Genomic DNA, 22,895 nt, shown 5'->3' on the forward strand with positions numbered 1-22,895 from the left:
AGTATTCTGGTCTCATTGAGGGATCGCATGACTACAGAACTTGCAGTGAACCGTAGTGTTCACGGTCTCAAGGCAGAATGTTTACCCTTTGGTAAAGTTCTTGGCCAATCCATCGCGGTAATTGCTCCAATTACAACCCCTGCCGCTAACTTAGGATTAGTCTTTGCCCTGGCGGGAAATGGCACTTGTCTTAGCTTTTTGTTGGGAACGATCGGGCTGATTTTTGTCAGCATCAACATTAATCAATTTGCCCGCCGTTCCGCTTCCCCTGGATCACTCTACACCTACATTTCCAAAGGCCTTGGCCCCACGGCCGGTGTTATCTGTGGCTGGGGTCTCCTGCTGGGCTATTTGCTCACAGGGATGGCCGTTCTTTGTGGATTTGCCAATTTCGGTCAAATCTTTTTAGGCAGTTTGGGCATTCACACCCACGTACTCACCCTGCTTGCGCTAGGAACCGTGGTTGCTTGGTATGCCGCCTACCGAGATATTGAATTATCAGCCAGAACATTGCTGATTTTGGAAGGCGTTTCTGTCCTGTTTATTTTGATCTTGGGAGGACTTGTTTGGGCTAAAACTGGCTTTGCCCTTGATCCCCAACAGTTGACCTTAGCCGGTGCAACACCCAGCGGTGTTGCCATGGGATTAGTGTTAGTGGTTTTTGGTTTTTCTGGGTTTGAAAGCGCTACGACTCTTGGGGATGAAGCACAAAAACCCCTATCAAGTATTCCGAAGGCTGTCCTAGGCAGCACAGTGCTTTCGGGGTTGTTTTTCTTGGTTATGGCCTATATCGGCGTGGTCGGGTTCAATCATGCCGGAGGAAATTTGGCAGGTCATGAAGAGCCTCTCAGTTTCTTAGCCACCTGGGCTGGTGTTGGATTCCTGGGCCAAGCGATCGGGATTTGTGCATTGGCTAGCTTTTTCGCTTGTGTTTTAGGCAGCATTAATCCTGCTGCTCGCGTCTTTTTCACCATGGCGCGGCATGGTCTTTTCCACTCAGCTTTTGGTGAAGCCCACGACACCAATAGCACGCCCCACATTGCTGTTTCTTTTATCTCCGTTCTGCTCTTTTTAGTACCTGCTTCAATGACCATTTTTGGTCTCAAGGCCTTTGAATCCATGGCTTATTTGGGCACGATGTGTACCTATGGATTTTTGGTGACTTACATTTTGGTATCGATCGCCGCACCGGTTTATCTCTATCGAATTGGCAAACTAAAACCCATCGATGGAGTCATTGGTCTGCTGGGCGCTGGTTTCATGGTGTTGCCAATTTTGGGCATGGTCGGAATTCCTGGCAGTGCTTGGTTTCCTGTGCCGGAAGCGCCTTACGATGCATTTCCTAAACTCTTTCTGCTTTACCTAGGTTTGGGTTGTGGCTGGTTTTTCTGGCAGCGATCGCGCTCTCCCAAAATGATTCGGCGAATGCAGCACTCGATCGAAGCGATCTATGTCCGGTTTGAAGAACCCGAAGATGCTGACTGCTAATCGATTACTTGGTTCAATTTTGATCGGCTCCACTTCACTTCTAGTCCCTTCTTCTGAAACCCTTTCCTATGGACAACTTACTGACCGTAATCCCTACGAGTGTTGCTGCCTTTGCAGCCACAAACATTGACGATATTGCAATCTTGATGTTGCTCTTTTCTCAGGTCAATGCCAATTTTCGTCATTACCACGTGGTTGCTGGGCAATATCTAGGGTTTTCAGCTCTGGTGGGCGCAAGTTTGTTGGGTTTCTTTGGGGGCATGGTTTTGCCACACCACTGGTTAGGTTTGCTGGGTCTAATCCCGATCGGCATGGGACTGGGCAGATTATTTGACCGGGGAGAAGATGCCACTGATGAAGAGCTAAGCCTAGCAATTGATGGCGATGGAATATCACCCCATTGGACGAATTTAGTGGGGCCCCAAAGTCTCAGCGTCGCAGCCATCACGATCGCCAACGGGAGCGACAATGTGGGCATTTACACACCCTTGTTTTCTCGTAGCTCAGTTCCAGAGCTAATTCTAACCATTCTAGTTTTCTTAGTTTTGGTTCCTGTTTGGTGTTACATTGCTCATCGACTCACCCATCAAGCCCAAATTGCAGATTGGCTAGCCCATCGGGGTCAAACCATGGTTCCTCTAGTACTCATCGCGCTCGGGATTTATATCATCCTTGATAGTGGAGCCATGAGTCCGGGTTTGCTGGTTGCTAGTTGCACTTGTTTAGTGGCCTTAACTTGGCGACCCCAGCAACTGAGTGAAGTTCCCGAAAAGGGTGATTCTTGAGACAATCGCTGCAATTCTTACGACTCTTGTAATGTGTTTTGCCCTAAACATCATGTCTGAGCACCATGATTGATCAGCGTCCCTTAGCTGAGCTAGCGATTAGTGCTTTTGTGGCGGGAACCAGTTCCTTCATTGCCACAAATATCGATGATGTGGTGGTGCTGATGGTGTTGTTTGGTCGCCCCGATCGGCTCTTCCGCGATCGACAAATCCTGATCGGACGCTATCTCGGGTTTGGTCTGATTGTGTTAGCCAGTTTGGTGGGGTTTTGGGGAGGATTACTGCTCCCTCCCTGGGCCATTGGGCTATTGGGCTTTCTTCCGATCGGGATCGGTATTTCGCAACTGCGTGCTTCTCAATCTCAGGAGTCAGAATCTCCCGATTCTCAACTAGAAGCTTTCGGATCTGGGGATCAAGCGTTAAACGGGCGATCGACCAATTTAGCCTTTCGACATCGAGTCAAGAAACTACGTCAATGGCTGCCTTGGCTATCCCCGCAAGTCATCCAAGTGACAATGATTACGCTTGCCTGCGGTGCTGACAACATTGGAATTTATATTCCTCTGTTTGCTTCCTGCAACTGGCTGGAACTCAGCATTATCCTCTGGGTTTTCTTTGCAGGCGTAGGATTGCTTTGTTGGCTAACGCGCCGGTTTAGTCGCTATCACATGATTACTCAATGGATTAGCCGATTTGGCCATCAATTTGTGCCCTGGATTTTCATTGCTCTAGGGATAGGAATTTTCTGGGAAAGTAACCTTCCACAATTGCTATTTTCCTTCATGCTTCCTTAAGCTCAAGATCTTGGCAAAATCAGGGGACTTTGTTAGACTTTTTGAGTCACGAAAGGCTATATCTAGCTCGTTTATTCAGTTGCTTCAGTTCAGGTTTTTCAAGGCTTCAATAAGCAGAATTGCTCATTTTTGAGTTAACCCAGTCGAAGCAACCCAAATCAGCAATTTTCTTCTCAAACCTTCACCTCATTTCATCGTTCGAGAATACATTAAAACCAATACCTTGGTACGCGGATTTTTAATTACTGCCATGCAGTGATCCTAAACCAGACAATTCAGTTTGATTGACTGCAAGATTTTGTAGCAACAAAACAAAATTTTGGGCATCAAGCAGAAACCTTCATCATTAAGACTAATGTTAGCAATTTCGTGATTTTTGTATTCTTTGCGCCTTTTCAGGTTGTTTAATTTTTCTTAGATTGGGAAACCAAAGCGAGGGATTATGAGCAGTTTTTTACAGACATTAATGTTCAGCCATCCACCATGGCTGGGATTGGTTTGAAACGTAGAGCATTGCGAAGTTGGCAGAATTTACAGTCATCAAACAGTCATCAAGAGGAAAGAGCATGAACGTTATCCAAGGTTTCTCTAAGAGTTTTGTCCCAGGGATTGTCCAAAATTTTCTAAGCTTGCAAGGACTGAGAACGGCGATTTTGGGATCCTTCAGCCGCTGGATGACGATCGGGGGTTGCCTGTTGGTTTTTGCGGTTAATTTGCTTTGCGCTCCCCCGGCCTTAGCCGATCGCCCCTTAAGTGAAAATTCTGATTATTTGGCAGCCAGCCAAGCTTTGAGCCAATTAACAGCCGAACGCGAAAAGAAACAGAAAGCAGGGGAAGCCATTCCCGAACCCTTGGAATCGCAAATTGAACAACTAACAGCCCAAACCTTTGCGTTGGAGTCCGGCGAGACCTGGGGCCAATGCGAAAACACCAGCGGCCAGGTGGTTGGAGTTTACGGGCCAGAGCCGGATGATACGGACGACTATCGCTACAACACTGGTCTTTACTTTTTGGCCAATGGGGAAACCACCGCGATCGAGTGGGACTGCGAAGGGGTTTTGATTCCCAAGGGAACCAAGGCGATCGCCACCCTTCCCGACGGAACCAATCAGGAATTTACCGGTTTGGCCGCGCTCAAAGTTGCTGACGGCACGCGCGTCACCATCAGCCAAGATCCCGATGGCCAATTAACCCTCAGCACAGCACCCACGGCAGCAGTTAACACCAACAAAGCAAAATGGCCGCTTCCGAGCCTGTCCCAGAAGGTGATTAATCAGCGCCCTTTGGATGCCCCAACCCTGACCAGCAATGACTGATGAGCCGGCCAAGCATGACTGATGGGCTAAACACCACGGGGATCAGCACTTTGGGCAAGCATTCATCATCCCAACCCAGCCTGCTGGGAATCGGTGGGGCGGTCACAATTCAAGGACTCTGTGCGCTATACCTAATCCGCCATCTCCAGCAACCAGCGCTCTGGGATGTGCAGTTTTTAGAAATATTGCACCAACAGACCACCCCTTGGCTCGATCGCCTCGCCCTTTGGCTCACACCACTGGGAACCCGCTGGGGAACGTTTCCGCTGTTCATCATGGGTCTTTTGTCCCTAGCGAACCAACGGCAATGGCGTAAGTTGCTCTACTGGATGAGTGCGATTGGCGGTACAACAGTCATAGCAACCCTGCTGAAGGTGGTTTGGCACCGAGCCAGGCCCAGCCTTTGGCCCTCGCTGCTGGCCCCAGACCATTACCCTGCTGATTGGGCCTTTCCCAGCACCCACGCGGCCGCTAGCCTCTCGTTGGTTTTGGCCCTTGGTGCTTTGTATTCCAGCCAACAACCGCTCGATCGCCCCTATGGGCGGGTCTGGCGTTGGTCGATCGCGGGGCTGGGTGGTGGCTTTGTACTGCTCATTGCCTGGACAAGGCTCTATCTCGGGGTTCACTTCCCCAGCGACATCATTGGCGGTTGGTCGATCGCCTACCTGATCACGCAAGTGGCCAATCGATTGATCCTCAGCCCCACGGATCCAGTTCAGCTACCATCAACCCCTTCAAGCTTGCTTACTCGTCGCTGATTCGTGCTCCATGATCCGTAATCCGTGATGAATGCTCAACAGCGATCCATCACTCTGGAGCATTGACTGCGAACAATGATTGTGAACAATTCACCAGCAGTCTGAAAATTTGCTCGCACAGACACCATCATTAACCTGGTTTCTAGCTTCCAACTTTCTCAACTCAGCAACCAAGCACAGTGGCTGGATTTCTTAGTGTGATCAAGCACCAGGAGCCGGATTGCTCCAGTCATTTTCCAGCCATTCCCTATGGATTTTCTTTAATTACTAGTCATCAGGATGGAGCGGGGTGAATATTTTTGAGTTTTCATTCTTAGTTTGGGCCGGTTCATTCGCCGCCGGATTCTTAGGAGCCTTGACCGGTCTTGGGGGCGGCGTGGTGATTGTGCCTTTGCTCACCTCGGTTTTTGGGGTCGATATTCGCTACGCGATCGGGGCTTCGTTAATTTCTGTCATTGCCACCTCCGCCGGTTCCGCCGCAACCTACATTCGATCGGGATTTGCCAACTTACGTCTCGGGATGTTTTTAGAAGTGGCAACAACTCTTGGATCTTTCGTCGGAGCCACCTTAGCCACCATTGTTCCCGTCAAAGCCTTGACCGTTGTGTTAGGAACCGTCCTGCTTTATTCCGCTTTTTTTGCGCAACAATCCACCCCCAAGGAAGCGGAATTAACCGAGCCAGGTTCCTTGGCTGAGCGATTGCAACTTGATAACTGCTATCCCGCCCCCAACGGAGAAGGAACGATCGCCTATACCGTTCGTTCGGTTCCCACTGGCTTTAGCTTAATGGCCGTGGCCGGTCTGCTTTCAGGATTGCTCGGCATCGGTTCTGGCTCCTTGAAAGTCTTGGCGATGGATCGCGTCATGGGCTTACCGTTTAAGGTTTCCACCACCACCAGCAACTTCACGATCGGGGTCACCGCTGCCATGTCGGCCGGCGTTTATTTATCCCGAGGCTATGTGGATCCCGGACTCTCAATGCCCGTGATGCTAGGGGTTTTGATGGGAGCCATGACCGGCGCAAGAGTTCTGATTGGAGCCAGGCCAGAATGGTTACGCTGGCTCTTTTCAATTGTGTTGGTACTCTTAGCAATCAAAATGATTTATAACGGATTAATTACCTAGAAATCACACACTTTTCGCTCAATTTCAAAGTTGAGACCAAACAGAATTTTAACGCTCGTAATTCACAGCAGCCCAAGTAACAATGGAGATTGCATCAATGATAAAGGGTAAGTCTTCCGATCAGGCGATCGCCATGACTGCAGCGAATAGTCCCATTTCTCCTTTGGAATCTTCGCCAGTTGATTTAGAAACCCGAAAAAGCACCGACCACAGCCTTGAATTAGCCGTTAGTCATGTGTTGTGGTGGGGAATGATCATTGCGAGTTCGATCGTCTTTGCAGGCGGCTGCATTTATATTTTTCGTCATGGAGGTGAGCCAGCCAGCTTCCGGGTCTTTGTGGGAGAACCTCGAGAACTTTGCTCTCCTTGGGGTGCTGCGAAATCTGCCCTTTCGGGTCACGGTCGCGGGTGGATTCAAGTGGGCATTATGCTGTTGGTTGCAACACCCATTATTCGTGTTGCTCTGTCTTGGTTCACTTTTTTACGTCGCCAAGATTGGCTCTATTTTGCAATCACTTCGATTGTTTTTGGCGGACTGATCTACAGTTTTGCGGGTGCTTACTTTCAGTAGTTTTCAAGATCAGATTTGTCAACTGCTAATCAATCTTTAATTAGTTTAAATTCTTAAATTACAGCCTTTACCGAAACAGCCAAAACTGCGATCTTGCGGATCGCACCAATCGACAAAGGCGTACCAATCGACAAAGACAAGGGGCTTAAGCCCCTTGCCTCCACAACTACTCGTGTTTTACCAGTTCCACGACTACTAGAGTTTTACTAGTACCCACAGTTACTGCTCAGGCATCTCTTAAGTACATATTCTTTAGGTTGCCAAGGGAAAAACACGCACCGATCGGGGCCGTGCATAGACTTGTTGCTCTCGTTCAATGTGGAGTCGGTGATAGTGATCTCGGTTCACAGAAGCTGTCAAGGATGGGCCATCCTCCAGTTTTAAATGCACTTGCACTTCCCATCCCAAATGCATGATCCGATCGACCGTTGCAGGTAAGGCCTTGTCATCCACAGGATCGGTCACAATTTCCACATCATGGGGTCGCAAAAAGAGTCGCCAATTATCACTGTCTTCCCACACCCGATCGCCCGCCCAGCGCGACACAGATCCTGGAAAAATAGACAACACATTCACAGGCCCCACAAAACTCATCACAAAGGGCGAGGCAGGGTTGTCATAAATTTCCGCAGGCGTGCCGACTTGTTCAATTTTGCCTTGGTTCATCACCACAATTCGATCGGCAACTTCCATCGCCTCTTCTTGGTCGTGGGTCACAAAAACCGTGGTCACATTCATAGTGCGATGCAGGTTATGCAGCCATGTTCGCAATTCCTTGCGCACCTTGGCATCCAAAGCACCAAACGGTTCATCCAGCAGCAAAATTTGGGGTTCCACGGACAGGGCCCGCGCCAAGGCCACTCGCTGCCGTTGCCCACCGGACAACTGCGCAGGATAGCGATTGCCATAGCCCGCCAGTTGAATCAAGTCCAACAATCGGTTCACGCGCTCTTGAATTTCAGCCGGCGGAGTCTTGCGCAACTCCAACGGAAAAGCAATATTTTGCCGAACGGTCATGTGCTTAAACAGCGCATAGTGCTGAAACACAAACCCAATTTTTCGCTCTTGGACGCTTTGATAGGTTGCATCCCGTCCAATCAGTGAAATTGTCCCCGCATCAGTGGATTCCAGCCCCGCAATAATTCTGAGGAGTGTGGACTTTCCTGAGCCGGATGGCCCCAACAACGCAACCAAAGAACCCGATTGAATGTCTAACGAAACATCATCAACTGCTCGAAAATCGCCATAGGACTTGGAGACATGCTCAACCGCGATTCCCATTTCTTGTGACTCCCAGTTTTCTTTAACTACAGTTACCCGATCGGAATACTGTAATATACAGATAGCATATAGCCCATTCATCTCAACTAGGCTGGTTTTTTTAGCGAAATTTTCGCGCGATCGTTTTTAGTTGAACCCAACTTGATTCTCACAAAACCAAAAAAAATGCGCCATTCCAGGTTGGTGAATGGCGCACTCGATTATGCTGTTCAATTACTGAAAATCAGCTACTTTTTCGTTTTCTAGAGCTAATTTCAGAGTTGATTTCAGGGCTGATTGCAGATCTGAGCAGATCTAAATTAATGACCAATGACCCAGCCTAGGCAGCGATCGACTCTTGATAGGGTACGAACAGAGCCTTTTTCGCGCCGCAAATTGGGCATTCCCAATCATCAGGAATGGCTTCAAAGGGAGTCCCCGGAGCAATGCCCGAGTCGGGATCGCCCTCGGCGGGGTCATAGATCATGGAGCACTGGCGACAAATCCACTTGCTGCCCGCGGCCTTGTTTGCCGGAGCCACACCATCCAAACCGCGCAAGGCTTCGCTGTATTGGTCGGCGTGGTGATGTTCGATCGCGGTCAACAGTCCAAAGTTACGGGCAGCCGTGCGGAAAATTCCCGCATGTTCCCGCGACTCATCGGCCTGTTCTTGGAATTCCCGCTCCGCTTCCCCATCCCGATCGACCCGGGCTTCGGCAGCAAAGTTGGGGTACATGGTCTGATACTCGTAGGTTTCACCCTCGATCGCCAGCTCCAAACAGCGGGCCGCGATCGCCTTCTTTTGTTCGTCGCTGAGGCTGGCCGGATCGTCCACCACCAACTCCGGATGCATCAGCCGAAAGTGGGCGAACGCATGTTCCGTTTCTTGGTTGGCCGTTTCCCGAAACAGCTTGGCCAAGTCGCCCAGACCCAGCTTTTTCACCACTTCCGAGAAGAACAGATATTTCCGATTCGCCATCGATTCGCCAGCGAAGGCATCGGCCAAGTTTTTGGCGGTGTTGGAGTTTGAAAGATCCATAAGACGCAAGAAAACGGGTGGGGTTAGTTGTGTGCACCATCCCGGTCAGCCCCAGTGCGGAAGGCTGGCGAGGTGGTGGCAGCGTGAACTCTTCTCTAAGTCATAATCATTATGACTATGAATAAACTAACACAACTTTCTGGGAATGGCCCAAAACCCAAACCCCCGATCGGGCCGATCACCGTGCCCACAAGTCCCGCAAGTCCCGCAGGAGACCAAAAAAAGGGCGCGATCGCGTCGATCGCACCCTCTATTCATGATCTGTCTCTGGTTAATTTGAGCAATAGGCGATCGCAACGTTCTGACGAAGAAACGCACGATCGCGTAGATTCATCGCTTAGACTCAGGCTTCGCTCAACCCTTACAGTGCGTTACCGCGAGGCAGCACTTCTTCGGGGAAGATGAAGTTTTCGTGGGGTTGGTCTTGCGGAGCCATCCAAGCGCGGATGCCTTCGTTCAACAGGATGTTCTTCGTGTAGAACGTCTCGAATTCGGGGTCTTCAGCCGCCCGCAGCTCTTGCGACACGAAGTCGTATGCCCGCAGGTTCAAGCCCAATCCCACAATCCCGATCGAACTCGTCCACAGACCCATCACGGGCACGAACAGCATGAAGAAGTGCAGCCAACGCTTGTTCGAGAACGCAATCCCGAAGATTTGCGACCAGAATCGGTTCGCCGTCACCATCGAGTAGGTTTCTTCGGCTTGGGTCGGCTCAAATGCACCAAAGGTGTTCGCCTTTTCCCCATCTTGGAACAGGGTGTTTTCTACCGTTGCACCGTGGATGGCGCACAGCAGCGCACCGCCGAGAATCCCGGCGACACCCATCATGTGGAACGGATTCAGCGTCCAGTTGTGGAACCCTTGCAGGAACAGCAGGAACCGGAAGATTGATGCCACTCCAAAGCTGGGCGCAAAGAACCAGCCCGATTGACCCAACGGGTACATCAGGAATACCGACACGAACACCGCGATCGGCCCCGAGAAGGCGATCGCGTTGTAAGGACGAATCCCCACCAAGCGGGCAATCTCAAACTGACGCAGCATGAAGCCAATCAGTCCAAATGCCCCATGCAACGCCACAAAGTTCCACAAACCGCCCAACTGGCACCAGCGCACGAAGTCCCCCTGTGCTTCGGGACCCCACAGCAGCAGCAGCGAGTGACCCAAGCTATTCGCCGGGGTGGACACGGCGACGGTCAGGAAGTTGCATCCTTCCAGGTACGACGAGGCCAATCCGTGGGTGTACCACGAGGTGACGAAGGTGGTGCCGGTCAGCCAGCCTCCGAGGGCGAGGTATGCGCAGGGGAACAACAGCAGACCCGACCAGCCGACGAAGACGAAGCGATCTCGCTTCAGCCAGTCGTCCACTACGTCGAACCACCCGCGTTCCGTGCCCACGCGTCCAACTGCGATGGTCATGGAAGAACTCCGAGTAAGAAGGGAAATAAATGACAAAAATGAGAGGTCAGGGGCGATCGATGGCCGAGGGCGACTAAGCACAAAGCGATCGAATCGCCACAATCACTCTCAGAAAAGTTTAACTTTCTTTACCTAAATCCGGCTAGGGGATCGTCCCAGGAATTCGGCCGGGGGTTCCCCGGCATTTTGCGGGTCAATGCTCAGGTCGGGGCCCTGGGGCGATCGCCGGGCCCACAACCGGCAACTCACGCGATCGCCCGCTGCGGGGTCTGACTGGCTCGCCATGGGCGATCGCGTTGGCTGCCAGCGCCCTCAATCCCATCGCAAATCCTGATATTGCGCCTCGATCGACAGGATCGATCGCAATCCCGGCATATCCAACACCGTGGCATCGGCCGGCTTATTCAAAAAATGGTGAACCAACAGCAGGCCCGTAAAAGTCCAGGTTTGGTAAAGACGCGCCTCTTGCCCCAACCAAACCCCCGTGGGCCCATCAAAATATTCCGGCCATTTCTGTTCCGGTAACCGCTTCAACAACACCTGATAGGCATCTTGCAAGCAATCCCAAAGCGACTCATGCAAATGGCCAAAGCGATAGTAGGGCGTGGTTGACGTTTGCTGATGTCGCAAAACGGCCACCACAAAATACCAAAGCAAGCAGGGCCAATGACCGCCATTGTGATAGCACCAGGGGCGGTTTTTGGAGTCATATCCCGTTTTATTACGCCAATCACTGGCATCCAAAGGGGGATGGCAAATGCGCAAGGGCATTTCTCCAAACAAATCAGCCTGATTATTCAGCACCAATTGAAAGAGGGCGCGCTGCTGGGAAAAGGTGAGCACATCAAAAATAGCGCCTAAGCAATTTCCCAAGGAGAAAAAGCGAAAATCAGGGCGACCTGTGCGGATATTACCAATCAGATATCCCCCTTGATCGCCCAGCCAGGTTTGCAACCAGTGGGGAATCGTTTCGGTGCGAATATTATATTCATTGGAGACGCGCTCACCGTATTGGTCAGTGGGCCGGCGGCGCAGGATTTGAATGGTTTTGCCATTAATCCAATAGTGCTGAAGCAGATAGCGACGCAGGCGACGGGCCAGGGCAGTGGCGTATCGTAATTGCCAAATTTGTTGCCGAATAAAGGGATCGGTGAGGGCTGCTGATCCGGCAGTGCTGCCAATTACTTTTTCCTTCAGATCGCTATGAATTAAAACGACGGAACTGAGCAAGGCTCCATACAGCAAGGTTTGAATTTCTAAGGGTGCGCCCCACACATCCAAGGGGCGATCAATCATGAAGGCTCCATCGGGCACGTAAAGGGTTGGGGCGTGCCGAAACCAAGGATGCAAAATCAGCCGCAGAAACCGCTGAATACCCTCTTGGACTTTAGGTTGTTGGCTCCAACTCCAATCGCCCGTTCGTTGCACATAAACATGGGCCAAAATCGGCCACCAAAGGCTGGCATCAACGGAGGAAACCCGCCCGATCGCCCGTTGACCATAGTCAGCCACCAGGGTTTGGCTATTGGGTTCCACATAGAAGCTGCTGGGAAAAATGCCTTCCGTTTGGGGATCGGTGCTTTGCAAGTCCAGGCAAATATCCAGGAAATCTCGCAGTAAATCCGCTCGTCCATCCAACAAAAAATAAATCATCACGGGTACGTTATCCCGGATGAAAACTTCGTTGTAATTCAGGTCAGGATCCGGCGGGGCATCGGGTCGATCGCGCCGAGGTTGTGGCAAGGCGGCAAAGGTTCCCACGGGGCGATCGCGACAGTAAACGATTGATTTGTCATAGAGCAAATGCCGCGCGTGATGAATACTTTGAACGCTGTCAAATCGAGCCATAAATGCAAATCCTTAGCGGAAACTTATCGCCCTGTGGCCGGTGCTTAACCGATCGCTGGGCAATTTGAGGTTCGGGTAACCCCTCCAAGCTACTCAAAATTCGCTGGTTATGCTGGAGAGGCCGAACGGCATGTTTCGGCCGGTCGTTCAACCAGTCGTTGCACTGTCAGTTGCCGAGTTACTCAAGGCCCGATTCAGCGCTCAGGGGGCATTTACTATCACCCACCGCTGAAGAACGAGCTGCTCATGGAGGATTCCAACAGAACCATGACTGACTTGAAAAACCTGTATATCGTCACCATTAGCATTCACGGCTTGCTGCGGGGCAGCAATTTGGAACTGGGCCGCGATGCTGATACGGGTGGTCAAACCAAGTACGTGGTGGAGCTGGCGCGATCGCTCGCCCAGCGCCCAGAAATCGATCGGGTCGATCTCATCACTCGCCGTATCCAAGACCCGAAAGTGAGCGCCGACTATGCCCAGCCCATTGAACCCCTCAGCCCCAAATCGCAAATCGTTCGGCTGTCGGCCGGGCCGCGTCGCTATCTGCGCAAGGAGGTACTTTGGCCCCATCTCGATATCTTTGCCGATGAAGTCTTGCGCTACCTGCGGACGGTGGGCCGCACGCCAGATTTGATTCACAGCCACTACGCCGATGCGGGCTATGTGGGATCCCGGGTGGCCGGGTGGCTGGGGGTGCCCCTGGTACACACGGGCCATTCACTGGGACGGGTGAAGTTGCAGCGGATGTTGGAGCAGGGCAGCAAACCGGCCGCCCTGGAGGAGCAGTTTCACTTCAACACCCGCATTGAAGCGGAGGAAGTCACCCTGGCCAGTGCCAGCTTGATTGTGGCCAGCACGCAACAGGAAGTGCAGGAGCAATATCAGGTTTATGACAATTACCAGCCCGATCGAATGGTGGTGATTCCGCCGGGCACGGAGCTTCAGCAGTTTTATCCACCACCGGCCCAATGGCCCACCCCACCGATCCAGGCCCAGCTCGATCGATTCCTTACCAATCCACAGAAGCCGATCATCTTGGCCCTGTCGCGGGCGGAACGGCGCAAGAATGTGGCCAGTTTGGTGCAGGCCTATGGCGAGTCGCCGGAATTGCAATCCTTGGCCAACCTGGTGTTGGTGCTGGGCAGCCGCACGGACATTGCCGCCATGGAGCCGGGCCCCAGGCAGGTGATGACGGAACTGATGCTGTTGATCGATCGCTACGATCTCTACGGCAAGGTGGCCTATCCCAAACAACACCACAGCACCGATGTGGCGGATTTATATCGCCTGGCCACCCAAACTCGGGGCGTGTTCATTAATCCAGCCCTAACGGAACCCTTTGGCTTAACGCTGATTGAGGCGGCGGCCAGCGGTTTGCCCGTGGTGGCCACCAATGATGGCGGCCCGCGCGATATTCTAGCGGCCTGTGCCAATGGGCAGTTGGTGGATCCGTTGGATCTTGACCAAATTCGATCGGCTCTTTACCAAGCCTTGACCCAGCCCAATCGTTGGCAACAGTGGTCTGAGCAAGGTTTGGCGGGCGTGCGGCGCACCTTTTCCTGGGAAGCTCACACGGAAAAATATCTGCAACAGGTTCGCCAACTGTTGCAACCCAAGGCATTGCGTGTGGGCAGCGCCCTCAGTGTCACCACCCCGGCCCATCGCGAGCGACGGGAGGTTTCCACGAATCCGCTGATTCAGGCAGAACATCTCTTCATTTCCGACATTGACAACACCCTGATTGGCGATCGCGAAGGACTCGATCAGCTCTTGGCCCAGTTGCTGGTGGGCGATCGGGCGATCGGGTTTGGCGTGGCCACCGGGCGCACCCTGCCCAGCGCCCTCGAAACCCTGCAAGATTGGCAAGTTCCGCTCCCGGATGTGTTGATCACGGCCGTTGGCAGCGAAATTCACTATGGCCCCGACCTGGTTCCCGACACCCGTTGGCGACAATACATCAGCCACAATTGGCAACCCAACGCCATCCGCACCGCCTTGAACGATATGGAAGGCCTGGTGTTGCAACCCGAGGCCAACCAGCGATCGCACAAAATCAGCTATTGGATTGATCCGCAGATTGCGCCCCAAATTCGCCAAATTCGCCAATATCTGCGCCGTCAAGGGCTAAATGTTCGGCTGATTAGCTCCCACGGGCAATATCTAGACATTTTGCCCTGGCGTGCCTCCAAGGGCGATGCCCTTCGCTACTGTGCCCTGAAGTGGGGGTTCCTGATTAACAACCTGCTGGTGGCGGGCGATTCGGGCAATGATGTCTCGATGCTGCGGGGCAACACCCGGGCCGTGGTGGTGGGGAACCACAGCCGTGAACTCGACCGACTGCGAACCCATCCCAACATCTACTTTGCCGAAGGACACTACGCCTGGGGCATTTTGGAAGGGTTGGCCCATTACCAAATTCCCGGTTTTGGCGATCAGCTCTCGTCCCCGTTGGCGCATCCCAACCCGATCGCCCGATTCGGTGGCAACCACATCACGGGCGATCGCTCCGGTGGCCCTAAACATCCGCCTCTGCAACAGGCCTTGTCTTGAGCCTGATTAACGGCCACCCACCAAAGCCCCCAAACCGCTCCTCCCCATAATCCATTGCTCGATCGGCCGCTGGTTCGCCTCCGAAGCGTGATCGTTGCGACGGAAGCTAGCAGGGTCTCATGCTCAAATCATGGGGGATCGGGCAACTCCAACAACATCCATGCGGGTTGAGCAGCCTCACCAGGATGGGACTGCTCAACCCGCATCGGTTTTCTGTTCGTGGATCGGTTTAGATATCAGCTTGCATCTCTGTTCGCATCTCTAATTCAGTGGGTTAATCAAAACCCTGAAATCGGGACTTTCGGCGGCAGCGTCCGGGTAATCTCAGTTAGTCTGTGCTGAGGGAATTGTTGCTTGCCCAAACCAAGCCTCTTGCACCATGGCCGATCGCGTGCTGCCCTGCCCCATTCGCCTGTGCCTCTATTGCCCTGGAGTCATGCCCGCAAGCCGCTGGCCCCAGTCTCCTCAGCTTCAGCCCAGTCCCCCAATCATTCCCGACAGACTTCCCAAAGTCATTCTTCCCAAAGCAATTCTTCCCAAAATAATTCAGGCCGTCCTTTCAGACTGTTGTTAACGTATGGGAAGCGTTGATCGCCCCGTGCGATCGCCCCTGGGGATCCGTCATCCTGCCTTCGAGAAGTCCTGTTGCCTAGCCCCATGACCGACCCGTTCAGCACCGCCTCATCTCCTGCTGGATCGACCTCACCATCGACCCCACCGTCTCGGTCAGAACCTGACGCGAGCATTGCTCTGCACCCGGAGGCCGATTCGGCTCCCCCCTACCGGGCCGCTAGCTTTGATGAGCATCAGGTCAATTTTCAATCTCTGATTGAGAAAGCCACGGATATTGTAGTGATTTTGGACAGTTGCGGAATTTTTCGCTACGTCAGCCCCTCCACCGAGGGCATTTTAGGCTACACCTCCGCTGAAACCGTGGGGCAACCGGTCGAGAACTTCGTGCATCCGGCAGATTTGCCCGCCGTCCAAGGCACGATCGCGGCGGCCCTGGCCCAACCCGGCGTGAGTCAACGGCTGTCGGATTATCGCGTGCGCCATGGGGACGGCTCTTGGCGTTTTTTTGATGCGGTCACCACCAATCTGCTGGACGATTCGGCCGTGCGCGGCATTGTGGTGAACTGCCACGACATCACGGAACGGCGCTTGGCCGATCGAGTGTTGATTGAGCGGGCCCGGCTGTCCAAGCTGGAGGCGGAAGTGGGGGCGGCCCTTGCGTCTGGGGGATCGTTGTCGGAAGTGTTGCAACGCTGCACCCAAACGATCGCCGGGGCCCTGCAAGTGCCCTTTGTGCGGGTTTGGACCTATAACCGGGAGGCGCGGTTGCTGGAGTTGCGGGCCTCAGCCGGCCAACATTCCCTGGTGGCGGAATTTCCCACCTATATCCCGATCGGGGCTTCCCTGGTGGGGGCGATCGCCCAGAGTCGCCAACCCTACCTGACCAACTGCACCGCCACCGACCCCAACTTTGAGGCCCGCGATTGGCTCGACAGTGAGCAGGTTGTGGCCTTTGCGGGCTATCCCCTGATTGTAGATGACCAACTGGTGGGGGTAATGGCCCTGTTTGGGCGGCGGCCCATGGTGTCGGCGGAGCATGGGGCCCTGGGTTGGATTGCCAGCGTCTTGGCCATGGCCATTGACCGGGCTTGGGCCCGCGAGGCCTTGATGTCGCGGCGAGAGGCGCTGCTGTTTCGGTTGGCGGGGCAAATTCGCCAATCCCTGGATGTGGAAGTGGTTTTGCAAGCGGCGGTGCAGGAGATTCGATCGCTCCTGCATGTCGATCGCTGCTTGTTTTTGAACTATTGCCCCCGGCCGGTGAACAAGGATGTGACCTTCCTGGAGCAATCCTATTGGGAAGTGGCGGCCGAGTCGGCCCAGGGCAGTCTACCGAGCTTTGTGGGCAAGCAGTTACATGGCTTGGCGGCGGGAGTCGCGCCGTTGCTGTTGCAGTGGGAAATTGTTTGCACCGATGAGGTGGTGCGGCCGGCGGCGATTACGGTGCAGGAATTTTTGGCGCAACTGTCGGCGGGGGCCGCGCTGATTTTGCCGGTTCAGGGCAGCCGCACCACCTTTTTGGGGGCGGTGGCCTGTGTGGAGCATCGGGGCGATCGGATTTGGAGCGAAAGCGAGGTGGGCCTGTTGCGGGGGGTGTGCGACCAATTGGCGATCGCCCTGGATCAAGCGGCCCTCTACACCGATGCCCAAGACAAGGCCCGCCAAGCCCGCGACCAGGCCAATCGCCTGGCCCAAGCCCTGGATGAGTTGCAGTCCACCCAAATGCAACTGTTCCAAAGCGAAAAGATGTCCAGCCTGGGGCAAATGGTGGCCGGCATTGCCCACGAAATCAACAACCCGATCGCCGTTGTCCATGGCAATTTGAAATATGCCCGGCAATATTTGGCGGAATTGCTGAGGGTGATTGACACCTATCGATCGACCTATCCCGAAGCCCACGAGGCGATCGACCAACTGTTGCGGGACATTGATTTAACCTTTGTTCGCCAAGACTTCACCAAACTCCTGGAAGCCATGGGGTTGGCAGCGGAGCGCATTCGGCAAATTGTCCTTTCCCTGCGCAACTTTGCTCGGCTCGATCGGGCAGGGATGAAACCCACCAATCTCCACGAATGTTTGGACGAAACCCTCACCCTCCTGCGCCACCGGCTGGAACCCAATGGGCGGTTTGGGGGCATTCAATTGGAGATCGATCGGGGAGAATTGCCCCTAGTGACTTGCCATGGAGGGCAAATGGCCCAGGTGTTGATGAACCTGATTGGCAATGCCATCGATGCGATGGAGTCGATCGATCGGCCCGCCATCTTGAAAATCAGCACTCGCCTGTTGAGCAACGGCCCCCAATCGATCGCGGAAATTGCCATTCGTGATTCGGGCTATGGGATTTCTGACGACATTCGCCCCCATCTGTTTAATCCCTTCTTCACCACCAAGCCCGTGGGTCGCGGCACGGGCTTGGGCCTGTCCATCACCTATCAAATTGTGGTCGAAAATCACGGCGGCACGATCGACTGGACTTCCGACCCGGAATGGGGCACAGAATTCGTGATTCGGCTGCCGGTGTTGCTGCCCCTGCCGCCCAGTTGCCGCACCTGAGCGGTTGCAGTTTGGCTGTTGATTAACCCCTTCAGCCAGCCTAACGCGGCGTGGCTGGAGCGCTTGAGGGAGTGGGCGCACTGGCGGGCGCAAGGCTCGGCGCAAAGGGTCGATCGTGCCCACCCAAGGCCCGCACGATCGACCGCGTATTTTGCGCCAACATCTTCACGTAGCTCTCGGCCGGCCCCCCAGCCACCCCGATCGAATCCGCATAGAGCTTGTCGGGAGCCAGGGTGGCACCACTTTCCGCCGCCACCGTCTCAATCAAAGCCGGGTTAATGGTCGTTTCTGCAAAAATTGCCGGCACTTTGGCTTGGCGAATGGCCGCCGCCATTCGGGCCATGGTTTGGGCGCTGGGCTGCTCCTCGGTGCTAATGCCAATCAGGGTTCCGAGCACCGGAATTTTGTAGGCTTGGGCATAGTACTGAAAGGCATCGTGGGTGGTCACCAGTCGTCGCTGGGCGGTGGGAATGGTTTGAATTTGGTTACCGATCCATTGATCAAGCTGCTGGAGTTCCCCCAACAACCGATCGGCATTGGCCACAAACGCCGCCCGATCGTCCGGGGAAAGCTTGCTTAATTCATCCCGAATCGCCATCACCATCACCATGCCATTGCGGGCGCTGCCCCACACATGGGGATCCGGAACCGTTGCGCCCTCTTTGGGTAGGGTGAGGGCCGGCACTCGCTCCCCGATCGCCACAGCCTTGGCCGTCTGCCCCGAAGATTGAATCAGCTTAATAATCCCCGGCTCCAGGTTATAGCCGTTGTAAAAAATGCGGTCTGCCCGCTCGATCGCCACCGTATCGCGCGGCACGGGTTCATAGAGGTGGGGATCGTCACCGGGTCTGAGCAAGCCTTTCACGATCACTTCATCACCCGCCACCCGTTGGGTTAAGTCCGTCAAAATCGTGCTGGTGACCACCACCATGGGCCGATCGGGCCCGCTGGGTCGTTCTCCTAACCCACAGCTCACCAGCAAGACCCCAATCCCCAAGCTGCCCAGCCATCGCCCCCAGGCAAAACCGGGGCCCCGCTGCCCGATCGAGGGCTGGCCGGTTGTGTGGTGTTTTCGCGGTGATGCCAGTGGTGATTTTTGGCGTAATTGCTGGCGTAATTGCTGCCGTGGTTTTCGGGGTTCTAAGGGTCGAATCATGTGCCATTTCTCCATTGCCATCATCAAGCCACCGCCAGCAAGACCGGGGCCAACCCCAGCCCGATCGCGGTGTTTTGCCCAAGGGCCCGTAGCCTGGGCCCCAATCAGAGCGCTGGGAGGGCTTGACGTAACTTTCATTATTATTTCATAATTTTATTCATAATCTTTTCATGATCTTTCTCGGTTTGATATCGTGAGAGGCAGGTAGCTGCTAGATCGGGTTCAGGTCATTTCGCACGATTTGATCTGGACTTTTTTTGCCCATGGGCCCAACTCCAATGATGATGAGCACTCATGCGATCGAAATTGACCACTTAAATGCTGCCTATCACGGTGTGCAGGCGCTTCTGGATGTGAGTTTGCGCATCCAGCCCGGGCGGCTGACGGGCGTGGTGGGGCCCAATGGGGCGGGCAAAAGCACCCTGATGAAGGCCATGCTGGGTCTGGTGCCGATCGCGGCGGGGCGGGTGGTCTATGGCGATCGCCCTTTGCAACAACAGCTCGATCGCGTGGCCTATGTGGCCCAACGATCGCAGGTGGATTTGGATTACCCGGCCACGGTTTGGGATGTGGTGTTGATGGGGCGAACACGCAAAACGGGCTGGCTGCGGCCCTTTTCCAACACCAGCCGCCAAGCGGCCCGGGCGGCCCTGGAGCGGGTGGGCCTGTGGGAATTGCGCGATCGCCCGATCGCTCAGCTATCGGGAGGGCAACAGCAGCGGGTGTTTTTAGCCCGCTCGATCGCCCAAGAAGCGGACGTGTTTTGTTTTGATGAACCCTTCGTGGGGGTCGATCGGCGCAATGAGGCCATCTTGTTTGACCTGTTTCGGGAACTGGCCCAAGACGGCAAGGTGGTGATGGTGGTGAATCATGATTTGGGCGAGTCGATTACCCATTTCGATGATTTGGTGCTGCTCAATCGCCAATTGGTGGCCGCAGGCGATCGGGCGGCGGTGTTGAATGACCTGAATTTGCAACGGGCCTATGGCAGCCGGGTGAAATTTTTTCAGGAGGCCGCCTAGTGGACGGGCTGCTGCAAGCCCTGGCGGAGCCGCTGCAATACACCTTTTTTCAGCGATCGTTGGTGGCGGCGGTGGTGGTGGGCCTGCTTTGTGCCTGCACGGGCAGCTATCTTTTGGTGCAGCGCATGGCCCTATTGGGCGATGCCATCAGCCATTCTCTGTTGGTGGGCTTGGCGATCGCCTTTGCCATGGGTGGCAGCTTGTTCCTAGGGGCCCTGGTGGCTGGGTTGGTGAGCGCGGCAGCCATTGACTTTATCCGCAATCGATCGCCCCTCAAGGAAGATGCGGCCATGGGCATTGTCCTTTCGGCCTTTTTCGCCCTGGGAATTGTGTTGATCACCACGATCCAAAAAGACAACAAAATCGATCTCAATCATTTCCTATTCGGCAATCTCTTGGCGGTGACCAGCGGCGACCTGTGGGATACGGGATTGGCGGCGGCGCTAGTGCTTGGGGCGATCGCCCTTTGCTATAAGGAACTGCACTTTTATACGTTCGATCGCCTCGGGGCCCAGGCGGCGGGCTTACCTGTCCGTTGGCTCGATTGGGGCCTAACCACCGCGATCGCCATCACGATTGTGGCCAGCATGAAGGCGGTGGGGGTGGTGTTGGTGTTGGCCCTGTTGATTACGCCGCCGGCCACGGCCTATTTGCTCGTGCCTCGGCTGCACCAAATGATGGGGCTGGGGGCCTTGTTGGGTTGTTGCTCCAGTGTGGCGGGGCTGTATCTCAGTTATTTTTTCAATTTGCCTTCGGGGCCGGCGATCGTGCTGGTGGCTTCCGGGTTCTTTGTGTTGTCGCTGTTGTTTAGCCCGCGTCAGGGGGTTTTGTTCCAAGGCTGGCGGGCCAAGGCCGTGGGCCATAGCCCGATCGATTCCCATGCGATCAATTCCGAATCGACTGATGGAACCGATTCCTAGAAGTGGGCACTTAGGGGCCAGGATTCAACAACCGGAAATCAAACCCCGTGCCCGATCGATTGCCCTCCCGTACCGTAATTAGCACGAGGGGTAATGAGCGATCGCCCGTGGTGGCAAAGCGCACGGCAGCGGAAGCCCCCGCCGCTTGGAAGTCGGCCCGATGCAACGCAGCCTTTACAGCCGATCGCGTGGGGTCTTGGGCCTCGTTCAGATTGCTGCTGGAAACCGGTTTTTGATTTGGTTTTTGATCAGGTTTTTGAGTAATTTCCTGATCAATCGCTTGAATTAAAGCCTGGGCCGCATCGTAGGCCATCGCCGTTCGCCAATTCACATCCCCACCCCAACGACGACGCATGGCCTTGGCAAAATCCAGCGATTGGGGCAAATCCGAATGCCAGGGAATCGCCAGAATAGTGCCCTGGGCACTGGCTCCCAACTTCAGCAAATCCAGTGAATAAATGGAATCGCCCCCCAACACCGGCAGCCGCCCTTGATTGGCTTCCACGATGGCCAGAGCTGAGGGCAGCGTTGAGCGATCGCCCAAGAGCACTAACCCCTCGCTACCCTGGCTTTGGCGTTCCCCAAACAGCACCAAGCCCTCCGTTTTGAACGATTGGGCCTGACCGATCGCCCGTTGCGCATCGATCGGATCGGAACCCATTTCCTGCAACTGCACCTGGCCCTGGCCGTCGGCCATGAACTGTTGCACAAATTCCGTTTTCAGGGATTGGCTATAGGCGCTTTTGGTGTTGTAAAACACCGAGACACGCGCCAGTTTCAACTGCTGACGGGCCACCATCGCTAGGGCTTGTCCCGCCTGTCGATCGCTCGGAACCGTTCGCAACACCGCATCCCCCAACCCACTAAGGGTCACCGCCGTGCTGGAAGGGGAAATCATCGGCAGCCCAGCCCGTTGATAAACCCCAGCCGCCGCCAGCGAAGTGGTGGAGCTGAAATGGCCCACCACCCCCAACACCCGAGGATCTGCCGCGAGGGTTTCGGCCACGGCTTTGGCGGTGACCGGGTTGTTGCTGTCATCCGCAATCACCACTCGCAATCGCCAGGCAGGCTTCGGGCCGGATCGCTCCCGATCGCCCTGATTCCACTGGGCTTGGGCCTGCGCCACTCCCCGCAGCAACTCCTTGGCCACATCGGGCAAATTAGCCGCCGGCACAACCACGGCGATCGTCCGCTGCGGAGCCTCCCGCGCCAGCCAATTATTCAAATAAATCAGGGCTTCCGGATCGTTGGGCCGCTGCTGCAAACTTTTGCGCAACAGGGCGATCGCCTGGATTGAATCCCCAGCTTGCCCCGCCGCTGCCGCCGCCAACTTATCGGGCGAATCTGCCAACAAAACCTGCTCGCCACTGCTCAAGGACGGGGCCGGCCCCCCTTGGGGATTATGGGTGGTCGATGGGGTTGGACTCTCGCTGCCCAAAAGCCCGTTCGATCGCACCAACCAATAGCCCCCACCCAACAGGGCCAAGGACATGAACAGGGCCGTAATCAGTAATGGGGCATCTTGGGAGCGACGACTCATGGGCAAAACCGCGATGGCTGGATCAACAGGTCACCCCACAGCCAATCCGTCAAAACAATGACCCGATCAACAATGACCCGATACGGCAGTCCTTTATTTTGATCATTTCCGTTTTGATCATTTCGACCTGCTTCAACCATTGCTGTTGCCAGTATCTGATCGATGGGTTCGCT

Annotated in this window: 18 protein-coding genes; 11 read left to right on the forward strand and 7 right to left on the reverse strand. The window is 54.6% G+C overall.

The window, feature by feature from the left end:
• Positions 1 to 27: 27 nt before the first annotated feature.
• The 7 genes from AC2IAX_RS07240 to AC2IAX_RS07270 all read left to right on the forward strand — a co-directional run bounded on the left by AC2IAX_RS07240 (position 28) and on the right by AC2IAX_RS07270 (position 6,838).
• Positions 28 to 1,488 carry an APC family permease gene (locus tag AC2IAX_RS07240; protein WP_494389964.1) on the forward strand — a complete coding sequence of 487 codons (1,461 nt, stop codon included), beginning with the start codon at positions 28 to 30 and terminating at the stop codon, positions 1,486 to 1,488.
• Positions 1,489 to 1,556: 68 nt separating this feature from the next.
• Positions 1,557 to 2,273, forward strand: a complete 717-nt coding sequence (locus AC2IAX_RS07245) for a cadmium resistance transporter (RefSeq protein WP_494389965.1) — start codon at positions 1,557 to 1,559, stop codon at positions 2,271 to 2,273.
• A gap of 65 nt (positions 2,274 to 2,338) precedes the next feature.
• Positions 2,339 to 3,067: a cadmium resistance transporter gene (locus AC2IAX_RS07250; RefSeq protein ID WP_494389966.1), complete on the forward strand. Its 729-nt coding sequence runs from the start codon at positions 2,339 to 2,341 to the stop codon at positions 3,065 to 3,067.
• Positions 3,068 to 3,633: 566 nt separating this feature from the next.
• Positions 3,634 to 4,383 (forward strand): hypothetical protein, encoded by a 750-nt coding sequence (locus AC2IAX_RS07255; RefSeq protein ID WP_494389967.1) that lies wholly within the window; start codon positions 3,634 to 3,636, stop codon positions 4,381 to 4,383.
• Positions 4,384 to 4,397: 14 nt separating this feature from the next.
• The gene (locus tag AC2IAX_RS07260) at positions 4,398 to 5,141 is read left to right on the forward strand and encodes a phosphatase PAP2 family protein (protein WP_494389968.1); all 744 of its coding nucleotides are present in this window, start codon (positions 4,398 to 4,400) and stop codon (positions 5,139 to 5,141) included.
• 289 nt (positions 5,142 to 5,430) lie between these two features.
• Entirely contained in the window at positions 5,431 to 6,267 is an 837-nt protein-coding gene (locus AC2IAX_RS07265; RefSeq protein WP_494389969.1) for a sulfite exporter TauE/SafE family protein, read from the forward strand.
• Positions 6,268 to 6,349: 82 nt separating this feature from the next.
• Positions 6,350 to 6,838 (forward strand): DUF1634 domain-containing protein, encoded by a 489-nt coding sequence (locus AC2IAX_RS07270; RefSeq protein WP_494389970.1) that lies wholly within the window; start codon positions 6,350 to 6,352, stop codon positions 6,836 to 6,838.
• Positions 6,839 to 7,090: 252 nt separating this feature from the next.
• Here AC2IAX_RS07270 and AC2IAX_RS07275 read toward each other — a convergent pair whose 3' ends face one another.
• From AC2IAX_RS07275 to AC2IAX_RS07295, 5 genes are all read right to left on the reverse strand, one after another.
• The gene (locus AC2IAX_RS07275; RefSeq protein ID WP_494389971.1) at positions 7,091 to 8,119 is read right to left on the reverse strand and encodes a sulfate/molybdate ABC transporter ATP-binding protein; all 1,029 of its coding nucleotides are present in this window, start codon (positions 8,117 to 8,119) and stop codon (positions 7,091 to 7,093) included.
• A 319-nt stretch (positions 8,120 to 8,438) separates the two neighbouring features.
• The gene (locus AC2IAX_RS07280; protein ID WP_190530170.1) at positions 8,439 to 9,137 is read right to left on the reverse strand and encodes a rubrerythrin family protein; all 699 of its coding nucleotides are present in this window, start codon (positions 9,135 to 9,137) and stop codon (positions 8,439 to 8,441) included.
• Positions 9,138 to 9,498: 361 nt separating this feature from the next.
• Positions 9,499 to 10,557, reverse strand: a complete 1,059-nt coding sequence (psbD, locus tag AC2IAX_RS07285) for a photosystem II D2 protein (photosystem q(a) protein) (RefSeq protein ID WP_463182408.1) — start codon at positions 10,555 to 10,557, stop codon at positions 9,499 to 9,501.
• Between the two features lie 132 nt (positions 10,558 to 10,689).
• Entirely contained in the window at positions 10,690 to 10,842 is a 153-nt protein-coding gene (locus AC2IAX_RS07290) for a hypothetical protein (protein WP_494389972.1), read from the reverse strand.
• A gap of 27 nt (positions 10,843 to 10,869) precedes the next feature.
• Positions 10,870 to 12,405, reverse strand: a complete 1,536-nt coding sequence (locus AC2IAX_RS07295) for a glycoside hydrolase 100 family protein (protein WP_494389973.1) — start codon at positions 12,403 to 12,405, stop codon at positions 10,870 to 10,872.
• A 267-nt stretch (positions 12,406 to 12,672) separates the two neighbouring features.
• Here AC2IAX_RS07295 and AC2IAX_RS07300 point away from each other — a divergent pair, with 267 nt between their 5' ends.
• Positions 12,673 to 14,958, forward strand: a complete 2,286-nt coding sequence (locus tag AC2IAX_RS07300; protein WP_494389974.1) for an HAD-IIB family hydrolase — start codon at positions 12,673 to 12,675, stop codon at positions 14,956 to 14,958.
• Between the two features lie 657 nt (positions 14,959 to 15,615).
• Positions 15,616 to 18,084, forward strand: a complete 2,469-nt coding sequence (locus AC2IAX_RS07305) for an ATP-binding protein (protein WP_494389975.1) — start codon at positions 15,616 to 15,618, stop codon at positions 18,082 to 18,084.
• 40 nt (positions 18,085 to 18,124) lie between these two features.
• Here AC2IAX_RS07305 and AC2IAX_RS07310 read toward each other — a convergent pair whose 3' ends face one another.
• Positions 18,125 to 19,240 carry a metal ABC transporter solute-binding protein, Zn/Mn family gene (locus tag AC2IAX_RS07310; protein WP_494390312.1) on the reverse strand — a complete coding sequence of 372 codons (1,116 nt, stop codon included), beginning with the start codon at positions 19,238 to 19,240 and terminating at the stop codon, positions 18,125 to 18,127.
• 263 nt (positions 19,241 to 19,503) lie between these two features.
• Between AC2IAX_RS07310 and AC2IAX_RS07315 the strand changes: the two genes are divergently transcribed.
• Both AC2IAX_RS07315 and AC2IAX_RS07320 read left to right on the forward strand, forming a co-directional pair.
• Positions 19,504 to 20,262, forward strand: coding sequence for a metal ABC transporter ATP-binding protein (locus AC2IAX_RS07315; RefSeq protein ID WP_494389976.1), 759 nt, complete (start codon positions 19,504 to 19,506; stop codon positions 20,260 to 20,262).
• A gap of 8 nt (positions 20,263 to 20,270) precedes the next feature.
• Entirely contained in the window at positions 20,271 to 21,182 is a 912-nt protein-coding gene (locus AC2IAX_RS07320) for a metal ABC transporter permease (RefSeq protein WP_494390313.1), read from the forward strand.
• Between the two features lie 10 nt (positions 21,183 to 21,192).
• On the opposite strand, the gene AC2IAX_RS07325 is transcribed toward AC2IAX_RS07320, so the two are convergent.
• Positions 21,193 to 22,722 (reverse strand): ABC transporter substrate-binding protein, encoded by a 1,530-nt coding sequence (locus tag AC2IAX_RS07325; RefSeq protein WP_494389977.1) that lies wholly within the window; start codon positions 22,720 to 22,722, stop codon positions 21,193 to 21,195.
• Positions 22,723 to 22,895: the final 173 nt, after the last annotated feature.

Source organism: Limnothrix sp. HT2024, assembly GCF_059138625.1.

Excerpts from the sequence above, each read along its gene's own strand:
- AC2IAX_RS07250 (WP_494389966.1), top strand. The coding sequence starts at position 2,339 with ATGATTGATCAGCGTCCCTTAGCTGAGCTAGCGATTAGTGCTTTTGTG.
- AC2IAX_RS07245 (WP_494389965.1), top strand. The coding sequence starts at position 1,557 with ATGGACAACTTACTGACCGTAATCCCTACGAGTGTTGCTGCCTTTGCA.
- AC2IAX_RS07290 (WP_494389972.1), bottom strand. The coding sequence starts at position 10,842 with ATGGCGAGCCAGTCAGACCCCGCAGCGGGCGATCGCGTGAGTTGCCGG.
- AC2IAX_RS07275 (WP_494389971.1), bottom strand. The coding sequence starts at position 8,119 with ATGGGAATCGCGGTTGAGCATGTCTCCAAGTCCTATGGCGATTTTCGA.
- AC2IAX_RS07255 (WP_494389967.1), top strand. The coding sequence starts at position 3,634 with ATGAACGTTATCCAAGGTTTCTCTAAGAGTTTTGTCCCAGGGATTGTC.
- AC2IAX_RS07295 (WP_494389973.1), bottom strand. The coding sequence starts at position 12,405 with ATGGCTCGATTTGACAGCGTTCAAAGTATTCATCACGCGCGGCATTTG.
- AC2IAX_RS07240 (WP_494389964.1), top strand. The coding sequence starts at position 28 with ATGACTACAGAACTTGCAGTGAACCGTAGTGTTCACGGTCTCAAGGCA.
- AC2IAX_RS07260 (WP_494389968.1), top strand. The coding sequence starts at position 4,398 with ATGACTGATGGGCTAAACACCACGGGGATCAGCACTTTGGGCAAGCAT.
- AC2IAX_RS07305 (WP_494389975.1), top strand. The coding sequence starts at position 15,616 with ATGACCGACCCGTTCAGCACCGCCTCATCTCCTGCTGGATCGACCTCA.
- AC2IAX_RS07310 (WP_494390312.1), bottom strand. The coding sequence starts at position 19,240 with ATGATTCGACCCTTAGAACCCCGAAAACCACGGCAGCAATTACGCCAG.
- AC2IAX_RS07315 (WP_494389976.1), top strand. The coding sequence starts at position 19,504 with ATGGGCCCAACTCCAATGATGATGAGCACTCATGCGATCGAAATTGAC.
- AC2IAX_RS07270 (WP_494389970.1), top strand. The coding sequence starts at position 6,350 with ATGGAGATTGCATCAATGATAAAGGGTAAGTCTTCCGATCAGGCGATC.
- AC2IAX_RS07300 (WP_494389974.1), top strand. The coding sequence starts at position 12,673 with ATGACTGACTTGAAAAACCTGTATATCGTCACCATTAGCATTCACGGC.
- psbD (WP_463182408.1), bottom strand. The coding sequence starts at position 10,557 with ATGACCATCGCAGTTGGACGCGTGGGCACGGAACGCGGGTGGTTCGAC.
- AC2IAX_RS07325 (WP_494389977.1), bottom strand. The coding sequence starts at position 22,722 with ATGAGTCGTCGCTCCCAAGATGCCCCATTACTGATTACGGCCCTGTTC.
- AC2IAX_RS07280 (WP_190530170.1), bottom strand. The coding sequence starts at position 9,137 with ATGGATCTTTCAAACTCCAACACCGCCAAAAACTTGGCCGATGCCTTC.